Raw genomic sequence first — 17,603 nt, 5'->3', positions numbered from 1 at the left:
AAAACAACAAGCTCAGGAGAAACGAACCATGCAAAGCCAAAGCCTGGCACCTCGCCGCTGGTGGTACATCATCCCGATCGTGTTCTTCACCTATAGCCTGGCGTATCTGGACCGTGCCAACTACGGTTTCGCCGCCGCGTCCGGCATGGCTGAAGACCTGCATATCACCCCCGCATTGTCTTCGCTGCTGGGAGCACTGTTCTTCCTCGGTTACTTCTTCTTCCAGGTGCCTGGCGCCATCTACGCCGAAAAGCGCAGTGTGAAGAAGCTGATCTTTGTCTGCCTGATCCTCTGGGGGGGCCTTGCCACGCTTACCGGCGTGGTCAGCAACGTCTACATGCTGATCGGCATCCGCTTCCTGCTTGGGGTGGTGGAGGCGGCAGTGATGCCGGCGATGCTGGTGTACCTGTGCCACTGGTTCACCCGTGCCGAACGTTCGCGCGCCAATACCTTCCTGATCCTCGGCAACCCGGTGACCATCCTGTGGATGTCGGTGGTGTCGGGCTACCTCGTCAAGCATTACGACTGGCGCTGGATGTTCATCATCGAAGGCCTGCCAGCGGTGATCTGGGCGTTCTTCTGGTGGCGCCTTGTGGATGACCGCCCGGCCCAGGTGAACTGGCTGAGCGAGCAGGAGAAGGCCGACCTGGAGCAGGCGCTGGCCGCCGAGCAGCAAGGCATCAAGCCGGTGAAGAACTACCGTGAGGCGTTCCGCTCGCCGCAGGTGATCATCCTCGCGCTGCAGTACTTCTGCTGGAGCATCGGTGTGTATGGCTTCGTGCTGTGGTTGCCGTCGATCCTCAAGCAGGCGGCGAACCTCGATATCGTGCAGGCCGGCTGGCTGTCGTCGGTACCTTACCTGGTGGCGGTGCTGGCCATGGTCGGCGTGTCGTGGGCGTCCGACCGCCTGCAGAAGCGCAAGCGCTTCGTCTGGCCGCCACTGCTGATCGCCGCCGTGGCGTTCTATGGCTCGTACGCCCTGGGCAGCGAGCACTTCTGGCTGTCGTACGCGTTACTGGTGGTCGCCGGCGCCTGCATGTACGCACCCTATGGCCCGTTCTTCGCGATCGTGCCCGAGATCCTGCCGGCCAACGTCGCGGGCGGTGCCATGGCGCTGATCAACAGCATGGGCGCGCTGGGCTCGTTCGGCGGTTCGTGGCTGGTGGGCTACCTCAATGGCGCCACGGGTGGGCCCGGTGCCTCTTACCTGTTCATGTGCGGTGCGCTGCTGACTGCAGTGGTGCTTACCGCCGCACTCAATACTACCCAGACGCCTGGCCGGGCCAAGCGCGGCAGCTCGCGTCTGGCCATGAACCATTAGGAAATCTTTGCAATGAAGAAGCGAATCGTCCTGTACAAACGCCTGTCCGACGACTTGATGGCACGCCTGCAAGAGCACGTCGAGGTGACCTGGGTGGATACGACCCAGCCCGATGGCCTGGCGCGTCTGCGCGACGCCTTGCCGGGTGCACACGGGCTGCTGGGGGCTAGCCTGCGCCTGGACGCCAGCCTGCTCGACCTGGCGCCACAACTTGAAGTGGTGTCCAGCGTTTCGGTCGGCGTGGACAACTACGACATCGCCGAACTCAGCCGGCGCGGCGTGATGTTGACCAACACGCCCGACGTGCTGACCGAAACCACCGCCGACACGGGCTTTGCCTTGATCCTGGCCACTGCCCGGCGGGTGGTGGAACTGGCGAGCTGGGTGCGAGAAGGTCACTGGCAGGCCAACCTTGGTCCGGCGCATTTCGGCAGCGATGTGCACGGCAAGACACTGGGCATCGTCGGCATGGGCCGCATCGGCGAGGCCCTGGCCCGGCGCGCCGCGGCTGGCTTCGGCATGCGGGTGCTGTATCACAGTCAGCGTGCCAAGCCTGATGTGGAAGCGCGCTATGGCGCGCGTCAATGCAGCCTGGATGAACTGTTGCAGCAGGCGGATTTCGTTTGCCTGACCGTGCCGCTGAGTGCCAGCACCGAAGGCCTGATCGGCGCGCGGGAACTGGCGCTGATGAAGCCAGAGGCCATCCTGGTGAACATTTCCCGCGGGCGCGTGGTGGATGAGCCGGCACTGATCGAAGCGTTGCGTGCCCGGCGCATACGCGGCGCCGGCCTGGATGTGTTCGTGCAGGAACCGTTGCCGGCGCAGTCGCCGTTGTTGCAACTCGACAACGTGGTGGCGACCCCGCATATCGGCTCGGCGACCGAGGAAACCCGCCAGGCCATGGCGCGCTGCGCAGTGGACAACCTGCTCACTGCGTTGGCCGGCGAGCGCCCGGCGAACCTGGTGAATGGCTAGCGCCAGATCCAAAAGCCGGCGCGGCCCCTGTGGGAGCGGGCATGCCCGCGAAGCAGGCGACGCGGTGGATGGCACCGGCTACGCCGGTGTTCGCGGGCGCGCCCGCTCCCACAGGGTCCCTGCTAACTCATTGAGTCATGTGCAGTTCTGTGGGAGCGGCCTTGTGTCGCGAAAGGGCTGCAAGGCAGCCCCCGAAGTCAATGCGATTCTGAACGCTGCGCCTGCGCTGGCGCTGCGCTCTCCACCGGCTCCAGCGGCGGATGCTCCTGCGCCGCATGCATCAGGTCTTCGGTCACCCGCAGCTCGGCACCGGTCGGCGAGAAGGTGGTCGAAGCGGTGAACGGGGCCGGGTGCTCTGCCGCCGGGCGCTTGCCTCGGCGCCACATGAAGAAGCACACCATGGCCAGGTTGACCACGGCAAAGGCCCAGAACAACCCGGCCTCGCCAAACTCGGTCATCATCGGCGAAATCGCCACCGGCGCCATGGCCGAACCCAGCGAGTTGATCAGCAGCAGGCCCTGGATCATCGGCACCAGCGCATCGGACGGCGCCCGGTCGGCCGCATGGCTGACCGCCACCGGGTACAGGGTGAACACACCACCGCCGAGCAGGAACAGCATGGCCGGCAGCAGGATCGAGTCCGACGGCAGGAATACCGTGACCAGCGACAGCAGCACGCACAGCGCGGCCAGGGCGATCAGCACATCCTGGCGGTCCTTGCGGTCGGACCAGCGCCCGACCGGGTACTGCAGCAGCATGGCACCCAGAATGACCCAGGCCATCATGTTGCCGACTTCACCCACATCCAGGCCAATGCGCTGCAGGTACAGCGGCAGCAGGGCATAGATCCCGGCAATGGCCACACCCGAACCGAAGCAGCCGACCAGCCCCGACGGTGCCACGCCCAGCAATTGGCGCGGCTTGAGCGGTTCGACCTGGTCCAGCAGCGGTGACACCCGCGGCAGGATCACGATGGGCAGCACCGACAGGGCGGCGAGTACGCCGGCCAGCATGAACGGTGCGGTGTCACCCATGTGGGTGATTTCGCCAAGGCCGGCCTGGGCGATTACCCCGGCGCCGTAGAAGGCGATCATGTACAGCGCCAGCAGGCGGCCGCGGATCTTGGCGTCACCGGCCAGCAGCAGCCAGCTTTCGATCACCAGGAACACGCCCACCGCCGCCCAGCCGTTGATCAGGCGCAGCACAGACCACCAGGTGACGTCGTAGAACAGGCCTTGCAGCAGGATGGTCACGCCAATCAGCGAGGCGAAACTGGTGTAGGCGCGGATATGGCCGATGCGCAGGATAAGCCGGTCGTTGAAGATGGCACCCAGGGTCAGGCCAATGAAGTAGGTCGAGGAAACGACACCGATGGTAGTGGCTGACTCACCGGCAGCGCCCAGGCGCAAGGTGGTAAGGGAAGACATGAAGCCGTTGCCCAGGGCAATGATGAACAGCCCGAGCAGGGGCGCCAGCGCCATGGCCAGCAAACGCGGAGACATATGTACCTCTAGTTGGATGAGCGGAATGAGCGCCTTTTCGGACGCGCACACCGGCTCGACCCGAACGGGGCCGAGGGGCTGCACGGAGTGCCTGGGCTGGATGCGACTGTCATTGCTGCCGGTTGCCACCGTTCAAGGCGACAGGCGAAAAGGAAGCGCGATTCTACGGGCTTCAGCGGTTTTGCCCAAGAGCCCTGGGTGTGCGACGAGACGCCGCAGTCTGCGGCATAATGCTGGGCCCACCCCCAAGGAAGGCCCCTATGTTCGCGTCACTGTTCGCCGTCCTGGCCCCGGTTTTCATCGTCGCTGGCATCGGCTATGCCTGGGCCCGCAAGGGCCTGGAATACCCCACCGAATTCATCGCCCGGGTGGTGATGACCGTTGGCACCCCGTCGTTGGTGCTGTCCACGCTCAGCCGCACCGAACTGGACCCGAACGCCTTCACCAGCATGGCCATGGCCTGCCTGCTGTGCACCCTGGGCATGGCCCTGGCCGGCTTGCTGGTGTGTCGCGCTTCAGGCCGGCACTGGCGGGTGCTGTTGCCGGCGTTCATGTTCCCCAATACCGGCAACATGGGCCTGCCGATCAGCCTGTATGCCTTTGGAGAACACGGCCTGGCCCTGGCCGTGGCGTTCTTCCTGACCCTGTCGATCGTGCAGTTCACCCTCGGCATGGCCATCTCCGGTACTGCGGCTTCACTCAAGGCACTGTTGCGCAACCCCATCGTGATCAGCCTGGCCGGCGCCATGCCGATCATCTTTCTCGATTTCGAATTACCGCGCTGGCTGGCCAATACGGTAGGCCTGCTGGGCGGCATGACCATCCCGCTGATGTTGCTGACACTGGGCGTTTCGCTGGCCAGCATTCGCCTGCGCCATGTGGGCAGCGGCATGCTGCTGGGCGGTTTGCGCATTGGCCTGGGGGCTGCCGTGGGCTGGGCAGTCGGCGCCGCGTTGGGCATGGCCAGCCTGGAGCGCGCGGTGCTGGTGGTGCAGTCGGCGATGCCGGTGGCGGTGTTCAACTACCTGATGGCAGTGCGCGCCAACCGCGAACCGGAGCAGGTGGCGAACCTGGTGATGTGTTCCACGGTGCTGTCGTTTGCCTGGTTGCCGGTGGTGCTGGCCTGGTGGATGTAAGGCTGTACCGGCCCTTTCGCGGGTAAACCCGCTCCCACAGGTACAGCGCAGGTCTCAAGGCCAGTGGTGCACCTGTGGGAGCGGGCAAGCCCGCGAAAAGGCCGGTACAGCAAACGGCTATTTGTCGTGTAACCGCCAACCCTGGCTGGTCAGCACCATTTCCCGGGTGTCCTTGAGCGGCATTTCATTGCTGGCCACCGCCTTGCCCAGTTCTTCAACGCTGGCCTTCACTTCTTCATTGGCAGCCCAAGCCGGCAGCCCGGTGATCTTGTAGGCATAGGTCACACGCGACATCTTCTGCCCGGTCGCTTCGCTCGGCTCACTGAAATGCTCGATGGCCGTGACTTGTGCCTTGCCGAAGCACAGCCCGTTATCCGCCTTGTAATACTTGCGGCCTTCGTCGGTGAGGTCGTAGGCGTAGTAGATGTCCGTGCGTGCCGCTTGCCACAGGCGGGCGGGCACCTCGGTGCGCGAGATCTCCTTTTCGCTGACCACGCCTACCTGGGCCAGGGCATGCAACGCCTTGTTGGTGCCATGGAGGTCGAAGTCCTGGGTTTTGGTGGGGAATGAGCTGATGACGAAGCAGTGCGGGTATTGGGTATCGAGGTAGGCCTGGGCAGCCTTGTGGAAACTGGCCTCGCTGGTGTCCTCGCTGTTCGAGCAACCGGCCAGGGGGGCCAACAGCGCCAGCGGCAGGATCTTCCTGTACATGGTGACACTTCCTTGAGTGACAAAGGCAAACGGGTCGTGCGCGATTAGAACCTACGGACTAGAGCGGCGCAATCGTGGCAAGACGGCATCTCGGTATGTGCTGCGGTGGCCTCTTCGCGGGTAAACCCGCTCCCACAGGTTCACCACAGACCTTGCAAGCTGTGAGTACCCGCGAAGAGGACGGTGCAGGCGCTACAAGGCCTTGGTCAGAAACGCCGCAGTGCGGCTTTCAGCACATCCGGCCACCACTTGCGGCGTGCCGCTGACCACCACCTGCCCCCCGGCATCCCCGGCCCCCGGCCCGATGTCGATCACCCAGTCGCTCTGCGCCACCACCCGCATGTCATGCTCGACCACCACCACGCTGTGCCCGCCATCGACCAGGCGGTTGAGCTGCACCAGCAGCCGGTCGATGTCCTGCGGGTGCAAGCCGTTGGTAGGTTCGTCCAGTACATACAACGTCGCCCCACGGGCCATGCGTTGCAGCTCGGTGGCCAGCTTGATGCGCTGCGCCTCGCCGCCGGACAGTTCGGTGGCCGGCTGGCCCAGGCGCAGATAGCCCAGGCCGATGTCCTGCAACACTTGCAGGCAACGCCGCGCCGCTGGCTGTTCGGCGAACACCTGCAGGGCCTGGTCGACCGTAAGCTGCAGCACCTGCGCAATGTTCATGCCTTGCCAGCTCACCGCCAGGGTTTGCGGGTTGTAACGGGCGCCATGGCAGGTCGGGCAGGGCGCATAGACGCTGGGCATGAACAGCAACTCGACGCTGACGAAGCCTTCGCCTTCGCAGTTCTCACAGCGGCCCTTGGCAACGTTGAAGGAAAAACGCCCGGCATCGAAGCCTTGTGCCTTGGCCTGTTCGGTGGCGGCGAACAGCTTGCGCACGTGGTCGAACAGGCCGGTGTAGGTGGCCAGGTTGGAGCGGGGCGTGCGGCCGATCGGCTTCTGGTCGACCTGCACCAGGCGCCTGATGCTGCCAAGGCCCGCGCTTACATGCCCGCTGCTGGCCTGTTCGGGTTCATCTTCCAGGCTCTGCTCTTCGGGCTCGTTGCGCTCCTCGGCATGGCCCAGGTGCGCACCCACCAGCTCCAGCAGGGCCTGGCTGACCAGGCTCGACTTGCCCGAGCCGGAAACACCGGTCACGGCGGTGAAGCAGCCCAGCGGGAACTCGGCGCTGAGGTTGTCCAGGTTGTTGCGGCAGATGCCTTCGAGCTTCAGCCAGTCGTGGGCCTGGCGTGGCGTGCGTGTGGCCTGTGCCGCCGTATTGAACAGGTAGGCCCGGGTGCATGACTGCTCGACCTGGGCCAGGCCCTTAGGTGGCCCGCTGTAGAGGATGGTGCCGCCATGTTCGCCAGCAGCAGGCCCTACATCCACCAGCCAGTCGGCGCGCCGCATGGTGTCCAGGTCGTGTTCCACCACATACACCGAGTTGCCAGCCTGCTTCAGGCGCTGCAGCGCGTCGAACAGGGCTTCGCTGTCGGCCGGGTGCAAACCGGCAGACGGCTCGTCGAGCACGTAGATCACGCCGAACAGTTGCGAGTTCAGCTGAGTGGCCAGGCGCAGGCGCTGTAGTTCGCCAGAGGACAGGGTCGGGGTGCTGCGCTCCAGGGCCAGGTAGCCCAGGCCCAGGTCGAGCAGGGTGTCGATGCGTTCGAGCAGTTCGTTGGCGATGCGTTGCGCCGCCAGGCGCTTTTCCAGGGTCAGGTCGTCCTGCTGTTGTGCCAGGTAGTCTGCTGCCGCCACTTTGCGGAACACCTCGGCCAGCGCCTGCAGCGACAGGTGCGACAGCTCGGCGATATCCAGGCCGGCGAAGGTCACCCCCAGCGCTTCGCGCTTCAGGCGCTTGCCCTGGCACAGCGGGCAGGGGCTGGGGCGCATGAACCGGGCCACGCGCTTGCGCATCTGCGCGCTCTGCGAGTGCATGAAGGTGTGCAGGACGTAACGCCGGGCACCCATGAACGTGCCCTGGTAGCTGGGCTCCTGCTTGCGCTTGAGGGCGGCGCGGGTCTGCGCCGGGGTCAGCCCGGCATACACCGGTGCAGTGGGTGTTTCTTCGGTGAACAGGATCCAGTCGCGCTGCGCCTGTGGCAGGTCGCGCCAGGGGATATCGACGTCATAGCCTAGGGTCACCAGGATGTCGCGCAGGTTCTGCCCCTGCCAGGCCATGGGCCACGCGGCCACGGCGCGCTCGCGGATGGTCAGCGACGGGTCGGGGACCATGGTCGCTTCGCTCACTTCGTAGACCCGGCCCATGCCATGGCATTCCGGGCAGGCGCCCTGCGGCGTGTTGGGCGAGAAGTCCTCGGCATACAGCATCGCCTGGCCGGCCGGGTAGTGGCCGGCGCGGGAATAGAGCATGCGGATCGAACTGGACAGGGTGGTCACGCTGCCCACCGAGGAACGTGCACTCGGTGTGCCGCGTTGCTGCTGCAGGGCCACGGCCGGTGGCAGGCCTTCGATGGCGTCGACATCCGGCACGCCGACCTGGTCGATCAGGCGCCGGGCATAGGGCGCGACCGATTCGAAGTAACGGCGCTGGGCTTCGGCATACAGCGTCGAGAAGGCCAGCGAGGACTTGCCCGAGCCGGACACGCCGGTGAACACCACAAGTGCGTCACGGGGGATATCGACATCGATGTTCTTCAGGTTGTGCTCGCGGGCGCCACGGACGCGGATGAAGCCGGTGGGGGCGGGTGAACGTGGCGGCATCTGAGCGGTCCTTGGCGGTTGAGAGCACTCACGTTAGCAGTATTTGCGGTGGCTGTACTGGCCTCTTCGTGGGCATGCCTGCTCCCACAGGCATGCGCAGTGTCCAGGTTGTAGGCGGTCCCTGTGGGAGCGGGCGTGCCCGCGAAGAGGCCGGTGTGGCCGATACAGCATCAGGACCTTGGCTCGCGGGTACCCAGTACATCGCGAATGTTGTCCACCACGTTGCTGTCCTTGATCACATCGCTCAGCCAGCCTTCCAGCGGCATGTTGCCCCACTTGATGGCGCGTTCGATCAGGTAAGGCACCGGGCTTTGCGGTTCGCTCTGCTTGAAGAACTGGGCGATGCCCGCAAGCATGGTGAACGCCTCGTCGCGGGTCAGTGGGGTAGTGCGCATGGGCGCAGGCGCGGTGGCCTGGACGGGCGTGTTCATCGGTTCACCTGCTTCGCTGGCGGGGGCAACGGTGGCTTCGGGTTCTGCAACCGCCACGGCTGCAGGGTGCAGTTCGACGCCGCGGTCCTTGAGCAGCTTCTCCGCCAACTGGCTGGCGCGCGACAGAATGTCGGCGAGGCTGGCAAAGCTGGGCGCCTCATGGCCGAACAGGCGGTCGGCACTGGCTTGCAGGCGTTTGCAGGCCTGCAGGCTGGCACCGATCTGCAGGGCCTTGGCGCGCAGGTGTTCGGTGTCGCTAAGCGCCACCGAACGCTGGAAGATCTCGGCGTTGATCTTGCCTTCGTTCAGCGCGGCCTGCATCGCCTTGGGGTTCTGCAAGGCGAGGTTTTCTACGTGGCGTGATTCGTCATAGCGCAACACGCCAAAATTCTGCCCTTGGGTAATGGGCAAGCCACCGGCGATGTCGGTGAGCGTGGTCTTGAGCCAGGAAAGCCGGGCGGCGCGTTCGTCCAGGCCGTCTTCGAGCGTTGGATACAGGGTGTCCCAGAATGCTTCCAGGATCTGTTCGGTCAGCTGGAGGCCAAAGGTAATGCCTTCGAAATGTTCTCGCTGGGCCAGCCCTTCGCTGAGCCAGGCTACCAGCATCAAGTCTTTGCTTTGCTGCGCCAGCCCCTGGGCCGACAGGTCGATCACCTGCTCCCAGTCGGCGGTCTTCAAGTCGGTTTGCCAGTCGCCCTGGGTCAGGTAGTCAGGGTCCGCCCGGCGCGCCTCCTTGATCTGGTCGAACAAGGCAGAGAAGCTCAAGTCTTCGCCACTGCCACCCGCGATAGGTGCGGCCAGCATGGCCTGCGAGAGGTCATTGAGGATTTCAGGCATAAAACACTCTGGTCAGGCGGATGAACAGCGTGCCAGATCACCTGGCACGCTGTGGGATGTGGGCCGCCGTAGCGGCCCCCGGGCACACTGGTTATCAGGCAAACACTTTGTTCGCGGTGCGGTCCCAGCCACCGACGATGTTGCCGCCAGCCTGGCCGTCGGTGCGGTTCTGCTGGGTGTAGGTGGTCTTGATACGGGCGAAGTTGAAGCTGATTTCTTCGATCGGCAGGTCGCTCACAGCCTTGTCTTCACCACCCTGGTTGCCACCGGCGACGAAGCGCACCGAGGACACCACGACTTCTTCCATGTCGATGGTCAGGTAGGTGACCTTGTCACCACCGGCGCGGTTCACGTTCAGCTTCAGCTTGGCGATGTGCTTGCCGGTGCAGCAGTGTTCGAACAGCTTGGCCGAAGCCTTGTCGACCGCCTTGCGGATCTTGAAGTCGCTCAGGGCAACACGCTCGGACGACGCACCGCCCGAGGAGCTGGCGGTAGCCGAGGTGGCCTGGGTGGCGCCGTACTCGTAGCCCAGCACTTCGATCCAGTCCTTGTGCTTTGCATCCAGTACTTCGCCCGGGATGCCGTCGATTTGGATATACGCGTCAAATGCCATTGTGAAACTCTCCATTAACAACATTTAAAGGGTTGCTCATGCGCCCCTTGGTTTTGACCTCGCCGAATACCTCGGCAGAGGTAGCTTTCCGCCACCCGGGCCTCCTCCTGTGAGGCCTGGGTGGCCGGTTCTTGCAGCGGGCCTCAGTTGAGCCCGCGGACTTCGATTTCCACCCGGCGGTTGGGCTCCAGGCACTTGATCAGTTGCGCCCGTGGCTGCTGCAGGTCGCAGTTGACCAGCGGCTTGCGGCTGCCTTCGCCTTGGGCGACCACCAGTTCGGCGGGTACGCCCTTGCCGACCAGATAAGTGCGAATGGTCTGTGCCCGTTGTTTCGAAACTTGCAGGTTGCCTTGGCTGTCACCGAGCTGGTCGGCATGGCCGGAAATGATGATCTTGCCGATGTTGGGGGTGTTCAGCAGTTTGCTGGCGATCGCGCTCAGCTGGCTCTGGCCTTCGCTCTTCAGGCTTTGGAAGTCTGCACGGCCAAAGGCGAACAGGGTGTCGGACTCCAGCGTGATCGTCTCGATCGAACGCAGCGACTGGGCGCGCAGGCTGTCGATGTAATTGCGCGAACTGGACATCAGGAAGGCGTTGTCGAGAATACGTGGCACATCCGGTTCACGGATCTGGTCGCTATAGAAGGTGATCTGGCGGCTGGCGTACAGGTAGTCCTGGTTGCCGCCGGCCTCGCTGGCGGCTGCGGCCATGCTCTTGCCGGTGTGGCGGGCGATGGCCGGGTACCAGTAGTCCGGCAGGCGCGCCTTGAGCAACGCCGGGTCGGCGCTCTCGCGGCGGGCGGGCGAGAGCATCACGTAGGTGTCCAGGGCCGCCTTGCCGAAGTCGGCGATCGACTGCGCGCGGTTGTCATGTGGCAGTGCCTCGGCCTCGACGCTATCGACGCCGCTCACCGGTTGCAGCTCGCGGGTGTTGCGCTGGTAGACCTTGAGGGTGGTCAACAGGTACAGGGTGCGGGTCAGGTTGTCGGCCGTGGGCTTGAGCATCACGTTCTGCAGCGTGGCGAAGTAACGGCTGCGCAGCAGCGGCTCGACCTCATGGCCCTGGTACAGGCCCAGGCGCATGCCGAGCGGCACGCCTTGCTCGTGGTGTTGCTGATAGTAGTGCGCGGCCCAGAATCGCAACCGGTCAAGGCTGCGCCAGGCAGTGTACTGGCCGCTGGCAGCCTGGTCGTCGGCCTTGGCCTGGGCCAGTTCGCCGGCAATGCTGGCCAGGGTGGCGCGGTTGTTCAGGTACGACCAGCCCCACAGGCTGCACAGCACCAACCCTGCGAGGCCTGCAGCGCCAATCCAGCCAGCCTTGCGTCGGCGCTCCCGCTGGTTGCTGGTGTACAGCGCCACCAAGTGCTGGTCGGGGATGATCACCTTGCGGAACAGGCTGTTGATGAACAGCGGTGCCGGCTGGCTGCCGGCCGTGGCAGTTCCTTCGGCGTGCTCTAGGGCGAAGCGTTCGGCCACATGCTGGCCATGGCTGCCCCACTGGGCTTCGTCAGCCTGCAGCGCGGCGGTGAAATAGAACCCGCGCAGCATTTCGGCATTCTGGTAGGGGTTGGCACGCAACAGGCTGTCGACGAACTGTTGCAGGCGCGGCTTGAGCGCGGCCAGCTCCAGCGGGAAACGGTAGGCAGCATTGTTTTGTCGGGTGACCTGAATGTCCTGCTGCACCAGTTGCTGGCTCGCCACGTGCTGCCAGTAACCGGTCAGCTCGTCCATTGCCTTGCCGAAGCGCTGGCCCCAGTCGGCCTGCTCGTAACCCTTGTGCGAGAAGGTCTTGCCCAACACTTCACCACGCGCGGCGTCGTCCAGCTGGCGATAGAACGGGGTGAAACCGGGGATCAGGTCACACTTGGTGAACACCAGGTAGATCGGCAGACGCACTTCCAGCAGCGCGCAGCTTTCCTGGATGCGTTCGCGCAGGCGCTTGGCCACGCGCTCCTGGTCCTCGGCCGAACCATGCAGGATGTCGGCAATGCTGACGCTGACGATCAAGCCGTTGAGCGGGCGGCGTTGGCGATGCTGGCGAAGCAGTTGCAGGAAGCCGCGCCACTTGCCGGCTTCTTCGGGGCTGTTCATGTAGCGCCCGGCGGTGTCCAGCAGCACCGCTTCGGAGCTGAAGAACCAGTCGCAGTTGCGTGTGCCGCCAAGGCCCGCCACCCGTGCGCCTTCGCGCTCGGCATAGGGGAAGTTCAGGCCCGACTGCAGGATCATGGTGCTCTTGCCTGCAGCCGGCTGGCCGATCACCAGGTACCAGGGCAGGGCGTAAAGCGCATCCTTGGCCGAGGTGCCGCGTGGCTTGTTGCTGTGCAGGCGCTCGATGCTCTGCAGCAGGCGCTCGCGCAGCAGGCTGACTTCTTCACGGTCTGCCGGGGTGGCGTTGAGAACCGCCTGGTCGGCGTCGTCGCGCAGCAGGCCTTCGAGGTTGTGGTGCTGGCCGGCGCCGCGGTACAGCAGCAGTACATAGCCCGCCGACAGCAGCAAAAACACACCGATGCCGGCCAGCAGGCTATGCAGCGAGGCAAAGCCCAGGGCGCAACCGATGGCCCAGACCAGGAAGATCGCCAGGAAGAACGCCACTCCCAGCAGGTAGGGTTGGTAGCGCAGGCAGTAGTACTTGATCTTGTTCATACAGGCGTCGCATCCAGCGCATCGACGAACTGGTCGATGACGTGTTCAAGAGGGCGGTCGTAATCGTGCTGCCATGGCGCCACGGCCAGCGGGCTGAGCAACTCCAGGTGCTGGCGTGCGTCGGCGCAGCCACTGAGCAGGCGGTAGGCACAGTTGGCGTGGCGCGACGGGAAGCAGTACAGCCGGGGGAGCATGAAGTCGTCGGCCAGCAGGCTCACCGCCGGCACGCCGGGGTGTCGGCTCATGCGGGCCAGCCAGGTCAGCCAGAGGTCGGCCGTGGGGTTTTTCAGGCCGCGTTCGGCCGGCAACGGCAACTCGATACCACCCTCGAAGTCGCCGTGCAGCACGGCCCGGCTTGCCTGCAGCCCTGCCAGCGCAGTGGCACTGTCGAAGCCGGGCCAGGAACCGTGCAGGGCACGGGCGATATCGCTGAAGCTGAAGTCATGTAGGAACTTGGCATGTACCCTGCGGAACAGGTCCAGGTCCTGGGGCTGTAATGGGCGCAGCGCCTTGATCCGTTCGAACAGGTTGGCGCAGTCGGCCCCTTGCACAGCCTGGTGCAGCAACGGCTTGATCTGCGTGCTGAACAGCTCGGCGAGGGTGAACGGGTTCGCCAGCGCCGCACCTTCCTCGCCCTTGAGCAGCTGGAAGATGAAAAACGGGTAGCGCCGCTGGCTGGCATCGCGCGAGCTCAACAGGCCGCCCAGCAGCCAGTTGCCATTGCGTGCGCGGTAATTGAAGAAGCACATCGGCAGTGAGTCGAACAACGCCTGCCAGTCCTCGCGGTGGCGCATCGCCGCCAGCGCGGACTGCAGCCAGGCGTCGAACTCGCAAACTTCCTCCGCCGCGCCATGCAGGCTGACGAAGTCTGCGCTCGACGGCAGCTTGCCGAAGCAACCGATCATTGGGCGCCCCTGTCGTTGAGGGCACTCAGGGCCTTGACGTCACCCAGGTCGGTCAGTTTCACCCCACCGAAGTTGCGCACTACGAGGCTCACCCGGCCATTGGCGGTATTCCAGCTGAAGCGCTGCTGAATGCCGTCCAGGTCGTCGACGCGGGCACTTTCGTTCATGCGCAGCAGGCCCCAGCGCCCCGGGAAGTCGAACACCGTGACCCGCGCGCCACTCAGGGTGACCACGTCCAGGCGGGCGCCGGGGGCGTTGCTGGTGCCCGGCCAGGCGAAGCGGTTCCAGCTGCTGCGGCCGTTGCGGTAGTGCTGCTCCTGGCCATCGAGGGTGAACACGATGTCGGTGAAGTTGGCTGAAGGCTCCAGCATGATTTCGAAGCCGTTGTCACGGTCCGACAGGCTGGCGATCACCTGGCCCACGGAGCTGGCCTTGTCGATGCTGTTGAGCATGCCGGGGTTGACCAGCGCCGGCCCCTTGCCATCGCCCACACCCAGGCCTTCACCACCGGCCAGGTTGCCGATTTCGTTGCGCTTGAAGGCAGGGAGCAAGCCGCTGTCAGGGTCGACGAAGCGCTGCAGGTCTTTCACCGACGCCTCGTTGCGGCTGCTGCCGGCAATCGGGTAACGGTGTGCCATGACCTGTTCCCAAGGCTTGGCGATCTGCTGCGCCCAGGCCTTGGCTATCTGCTGGCCAGCCGGGTCGCGCAGGGTTGCCCAGGCATACTGGATAGGCAGGCTGAACAGCCCCTGCAACGCGCGCGACAGGCTGTCCTGGCTGGTGTCGACGCTGCTTTCCACGTAGTTGCGCACGGTGGTGACTTCGCTCGGCTGGCCTTCCAGGGTCTCGCTGATCAGCTGCTTGCTGCTCTTGCCCACATCCTGCGAACGCTGGATGTTGTTCATGCGCACCTTGAGCTTGCGCAAGGCGGCCAGGTAGCGGTCCATGATGGTGCTGTCGGCGCCTTCGGCGTTGTTTTCGGCAAATACCCGCGCCACCGGCTCGAAGCGCTTGGCCAGGCTGCCGTCGTCCACCGCCGGCAGGGCAGGTGCGACGTTGGCGGGCAGGGCGTCCTTGGTGTCGAGCAGGCCGCTGACCTTGCTCCAGAAGCCGTCATCGCGGGTGCTACCGGGGGCCGGGATGGCGTGCTTGACCGGCAGGTCCCACTGGGTGTTGTCATTGACTGCCGCCAGCAGGTTCTTCACCGGCGAATTCTGCACGTCGCTGAGCAGCCCCAGCTGCTGGGTGGCCGAGGCCAGGTCGGCGAAGTGGCGCACACCCACGCTGCTGACCATCTTGTACCAGGCCTGGGTGTAGTCGCGCTTGTAGCGGGTCATGAACTCGCGCACGAAGTTGGCCTTCTGCACGATGGCATCGCCGCCTTCGCCGTCCAGCACCCAGTCCGACTCGTTGCGCAGGTTGCCCGACACCAGCTTGATCAGTTCGGGTTTGACGAAGGTGTCCCAGCCCTGGCGGGTATAGATTGCCGGCACGCCGGCGGAGCTGTACAGCAGTGCGCGGCCAGGTAGTGGGACCAGGTCGTTGAGGCTCAGCGCCGGGAACTGGCGGCTCGATTCGAGTTGCAGGCGCAGGTACTCGCGATCGACCAGCGAGCTGGAGATCATGAACGACTTGAGGTTCTGCCGGGTTTCGTTGATCAGCTGTTCGTTGCGCGGCAACGACGGCGCCTGGCCCTGTTCCAGCAGCTGCACGTACAGCGGGGCATTTTCCGCGATCACGGCTGCGTCGGCCGGGGTGCCTTCGGCGGCGGCGCTGGCCCAGGCCTGGGGCAGGCTGGCAGCGACGAAGGCCGGGTCGGGATGGCCCTGGGGCTCGGTCAGCAACAGGTACAGCTTGAGGGTGTTGTAGGCATCGATGATCGAGGCCACCTGCTGCTCGTCGAGGCGCCCGAGCATTTCTTCGGACAGTGACAGGCCACCGGTGGTGGCGGACAGCTCGGCGGCATCACTGGCGGTGGCCAGGTTGACCTTGGCGGCATAGGCGCCGGCGCGGGTGTTGCCCAGCGCGGCTTGGGCCTTGGCCGCAACGGCCGGGGCCAATGGCTTGCCATTGCGTTTTTTCGGCAGCGGCGCTGGGGTGAATTCCAACTCCTGGTTGATACCGCTGGCGAAGGTGTTGAACGCCCGCATCTGCACCTGCAGGCTGCGGGCGATCGGTTCCAGCGCCTGGCTGCGCAGTTGCGCCAGATAGGCATTGCGAGTCACCTGGTGGATTGCCTCGCCATGGTACAGGCCGCCACCCAGTTGCAGTGGCACACCCTGCAGGCGATGGGCCTCGACGTTGGCCATCTGTTCACGCAGTACTTCCAGGCCCTTGCCTGCGGCCAGTTGCTGCTCGCGGTCTTCTGCCTGCTCGATTTGCGCCAACTGCCCGCGCAGGCTGTCCAGCCATTGGCGGTTATTGGCGAACGACAGCGCCTGCCAACCGATGAACAGCACCCCGGTGGCGGCAGCAAGGCCAAGCAGCAGCGGGCTGAAAGTGGCCTGGCGGCCCAGGCGCGACTGGTACAGGGTCAGGTCGCGGTCGGGGAAGATCACTTGGCGGAAGGTGTCGGTTATGAAGAAGCTGCGGTTGCCCACGGCCTTGCCGACGTTCTCGGCGTGCTCATCGTACGCGGCTTGCAGGGCGAATTCGTCGGCGATGACGTCCTCATAGACCTGCCCCAGCTGCTGTCCGGTCTGCAGCGCACTGGTGAAGTACAGGCCGCGCAGCAGCAGCGGGGCACCGCCGCGATGGCCGCGGGTGAAGTGTTCGAGGAACTGCTCGAGGACACCGCTGAGGGCGGCGAAGTACTGCGGGAAGTTCAGCAGGGTGCTGTCGGCTTCGGCACCGAGGGCGATCACCTGCGCGTCGACATGCTGGCGAATGTGGCTTTGCAGATTGCCCAGGCGGGTCTGGAGCACGGCGTGCAGGCCGTTGTTGCGGACTTCCGACAGACCGAAGGTCATGCCCAGCGGCTGCTGGCGCTCGTGCAGGTCGAGGCCGTCGAAGGCCTGGCTGAAGCCCGGCAACTGGTCGGTCTTGCTCAGCATCAGGTAGACCGGCGGGTTGGCATCGAGGCACTCGGCGTACTCTTCTACCCGCGCCACCAACTGGGCCGCTAGGGCATTGCGCTCATCGCCGTTGGCCGCCAATAGCTCGGGCAGGCTGACCACCATTACCAGGCCATTGATCGCCGCCTTGCCGCGCTGCTTGCGCAGCATGCGCAGGAAGGCCGAGAACTCACTGGCCGACTGGTCATCGCGCAGATAGCGGCCGGCGGTGTCGATCATCACCGCGTCGGGGCTGAAGTACCAGTCGCAGTGCTGGGTGCCGCTCTCGCTGTCGTTGGCCGTGGCAATGCTGGCCGACAGGCCGGAATGGGTCAGCAGCGAGGTCTTGCCGGCCGCCGACATGCCGACCACCAGGTACCAGGGCAGGTCGGACAGCGCCGCCTTGCCACCGCCACCGGCGGAGCGGTCGGTGCGCAGCATGGCGATGGCATGCTTGAGGCGCTCGCGCAGCACCTGCTGGTCACGGAACTCGCCGGTGGCATTCCACGACCGATCCACTTCGATCTGCAGCAGGTTTTCCAGGTTGTGCTCGGCGCGAATGCGCTGGTACTGGCGTAGCACGATCACCAGCAGGAAGCAGGCGCTTATGATCGCCAGCGCTTCGGGGACGTGCTGGTGCAGCCACGGCAGCAGCGGGGCGACCAACCAGCAGGTCAACAGGCTCGCCAGCCACAGCAGCAGCAGGAGAAACCAGAAGTTCTTCAAAAGGCGCAGTAATGTTTTCATGTCTTCCTGACTCGGCTACCTGAA

At 64.9% G+C, this 17,603-nt stretch carries 11 protein-coding genes; 3 read left to right on the top strand and 8 right to left on the bottom strand.

Annotated elements, in window-relative coordinates; all coding sequences use genetic code 11:
• Nucleotides 1-28: 28 nt before the first annotated feature.
• Both MKK04_RS14215 and MKK04_RS14210 read left to right on the top strand, forming a co-directional pair.
• A complete protein-coding gene (locus tag MKK04_RS14215; protein ID WP_207832635.1) occupies nt 29-1,321 on the top strand; it encodes an MFS transporter in 1,293 nt (430 codons plus the stop codon).
• A gap of 12 nt (nt 1,322-1,333) precedes the next feature.
• Nucleotides 1,334-2,296: a 2-hydroxyacid dehydrogenase gene (locus MKK04_RS14210; protein WP_207832637.1), complete on the top strand. Its 963-nt coding sequence runs from the start codon at nt 1,334-1,336 to the stop codon at nt 2,294-2,296.
• 197 nt (nt 2,297-2,493) lie between these two features.
• On the opposite strand, the gene MKK04_RS14205 is transcribed toward MKK04_RS14210, so the two are convergent.
• The gene (locus MKK04_RS14205; RefSeq protein WP_233687683.1) at nt 2,494-3,798 is read right to left on the bottom strand and encodes an MFS transporter; all 1,305 of its coding nucleotides are present in this window, start codon (nt 3,796-3,798) and stop codon (nt 2,494-2,496) included.
• A gap of 260 nt (nt 3,799-4,058) precedes the next feature.
• Between MKK04_RS14205 and MKK04_RS14200 the strand changes: the two genes are divergently transcribed.
• Nucleotides 4,059-4,934, top strand: coding sequence for an AEC family transporter (locus tag MKK04_RS14200; RefSeq protein WP_233687684.1), 876 nt, complete (start codon nt 4,059-4,061; stop codon nt 4,932-4,934).
• Nucleotides 4,935-5,051: 117 nt separating this feature from the next.
• Here the strand turns inward: MKK04_RS14200 and MKK04_RS14195 are convergent, their stop codons facing one another.
• The 7 genes from MKK04_RS14195 to MKK04_RS14165 all read right to left on the bottom strand — a co-directional run bounded on the left by MKK04_RS14195 (nt 5,052) and on the right by MKK04_RS14165 (nt 17,579).
• Complete coding sequence (locus MKK04_RS14195) at nt 5,052-5,645, bottom strand: hypothetical protein (protein WP_063914166.1); 594 nt, start codon at nt 5,643-5,645, stop codon at nt 5,052-5,054.
• 192 nt (nt 5,646-5,837) lie between these two features.
• Nucleotides 5,838-8,354 carry an excinuclease ABC subunit UvrA gene (uvrA, locus tag MKK04_RS14190; RefSeq protein ID WP_233687685.1) on the bottom strand — a complete coding sequence of 839 codons (2,517 nt, stop codon included), beginning with the start codon at nt 8,352-8,354 and terminating at the stop codon, nt 5,838-5,840.
• A gap of 170 nt (nt 8,355-8,524) precedes the next feature.
• Nucleotides 8,525-9,622, bottom strand: a complete 1,098-nt coding sequence (tssA, locus tag MKK04_RS14185; protein ID WP_207832645.1) for a type VI secretion system protein TssA — start codon at nt 9,620-9,622, stop codon at nt 8,525-8,527.
• Nucleotides 9,623-9,716: 94 nt separating this feature from the next.
• Nucleotides 9,717-10,235: an Hcp family type VI secretion system effector gene (locus tag MKK04_RS14180; RefSeq protein WP_070091480.1), complete on the bottom strand. Its 519-nt coding sequence runs from the start codon at nt 10,233-10,235 to the stop codon at nt 9,717-9,719.
• Between the two features lie 143 nt (nt 10,236-10,378).
• A complete protein-coding gene (gene tssM / locus MKK04_RS14175; protein WP_207832647.1) occupies nt 10,379-12,874 on the bottom strand; it encodes a type VI secretion system membrane subunit TssM in 2,496 nt (831 codons plus the stop codon).
• Complete coding sequence (tagF, locus tag MKK04_RS14170; RefSeq protein WP_207832648.1) at nt 12,871-13,779, bottom strand: type VI secretion system-associated protein TagF; 909 nt, start codon at nt 13,777-13,779, stop codon at nt 12,871-12,873. Before tagF ends, tssM begins: the two co-directional genes overlap by 4 nt.
• On the bottom strand, nt 13,776-17,579 hold the full coding sequence (locus MKK04_RS14165; protein WP_241105588.1) for a type VI secretion protein IcmF/TssM N-terminal domain-containing protein: 3,804 nt from the start codon (nt 17,577-17,579) through the stop codon (nt 13,776-13,778). The genes tagF and MKK04_RS14165 overlap by 4 nt, the downstream gene beginning before the upstream one ends.
• Between the last annotated feature and the right edge of the window lie 24 nt (nt 17,580-17,603).

The sequence above is a fragment of the Pseudomonas sp. LS.1a genome (assembly GCF_022533585.1).
GTDB lineage: Bacteria > Pseudomonadota > Gammaproteobacteria > Pseudomonadales > Pseudomonadaceae > Aquipseudomonas.
The sequence above is the reverse complement of the archived record's forward strand: the minus strand, read 5'-3'. Positions and strand labels throughout refer to the sequence as shown.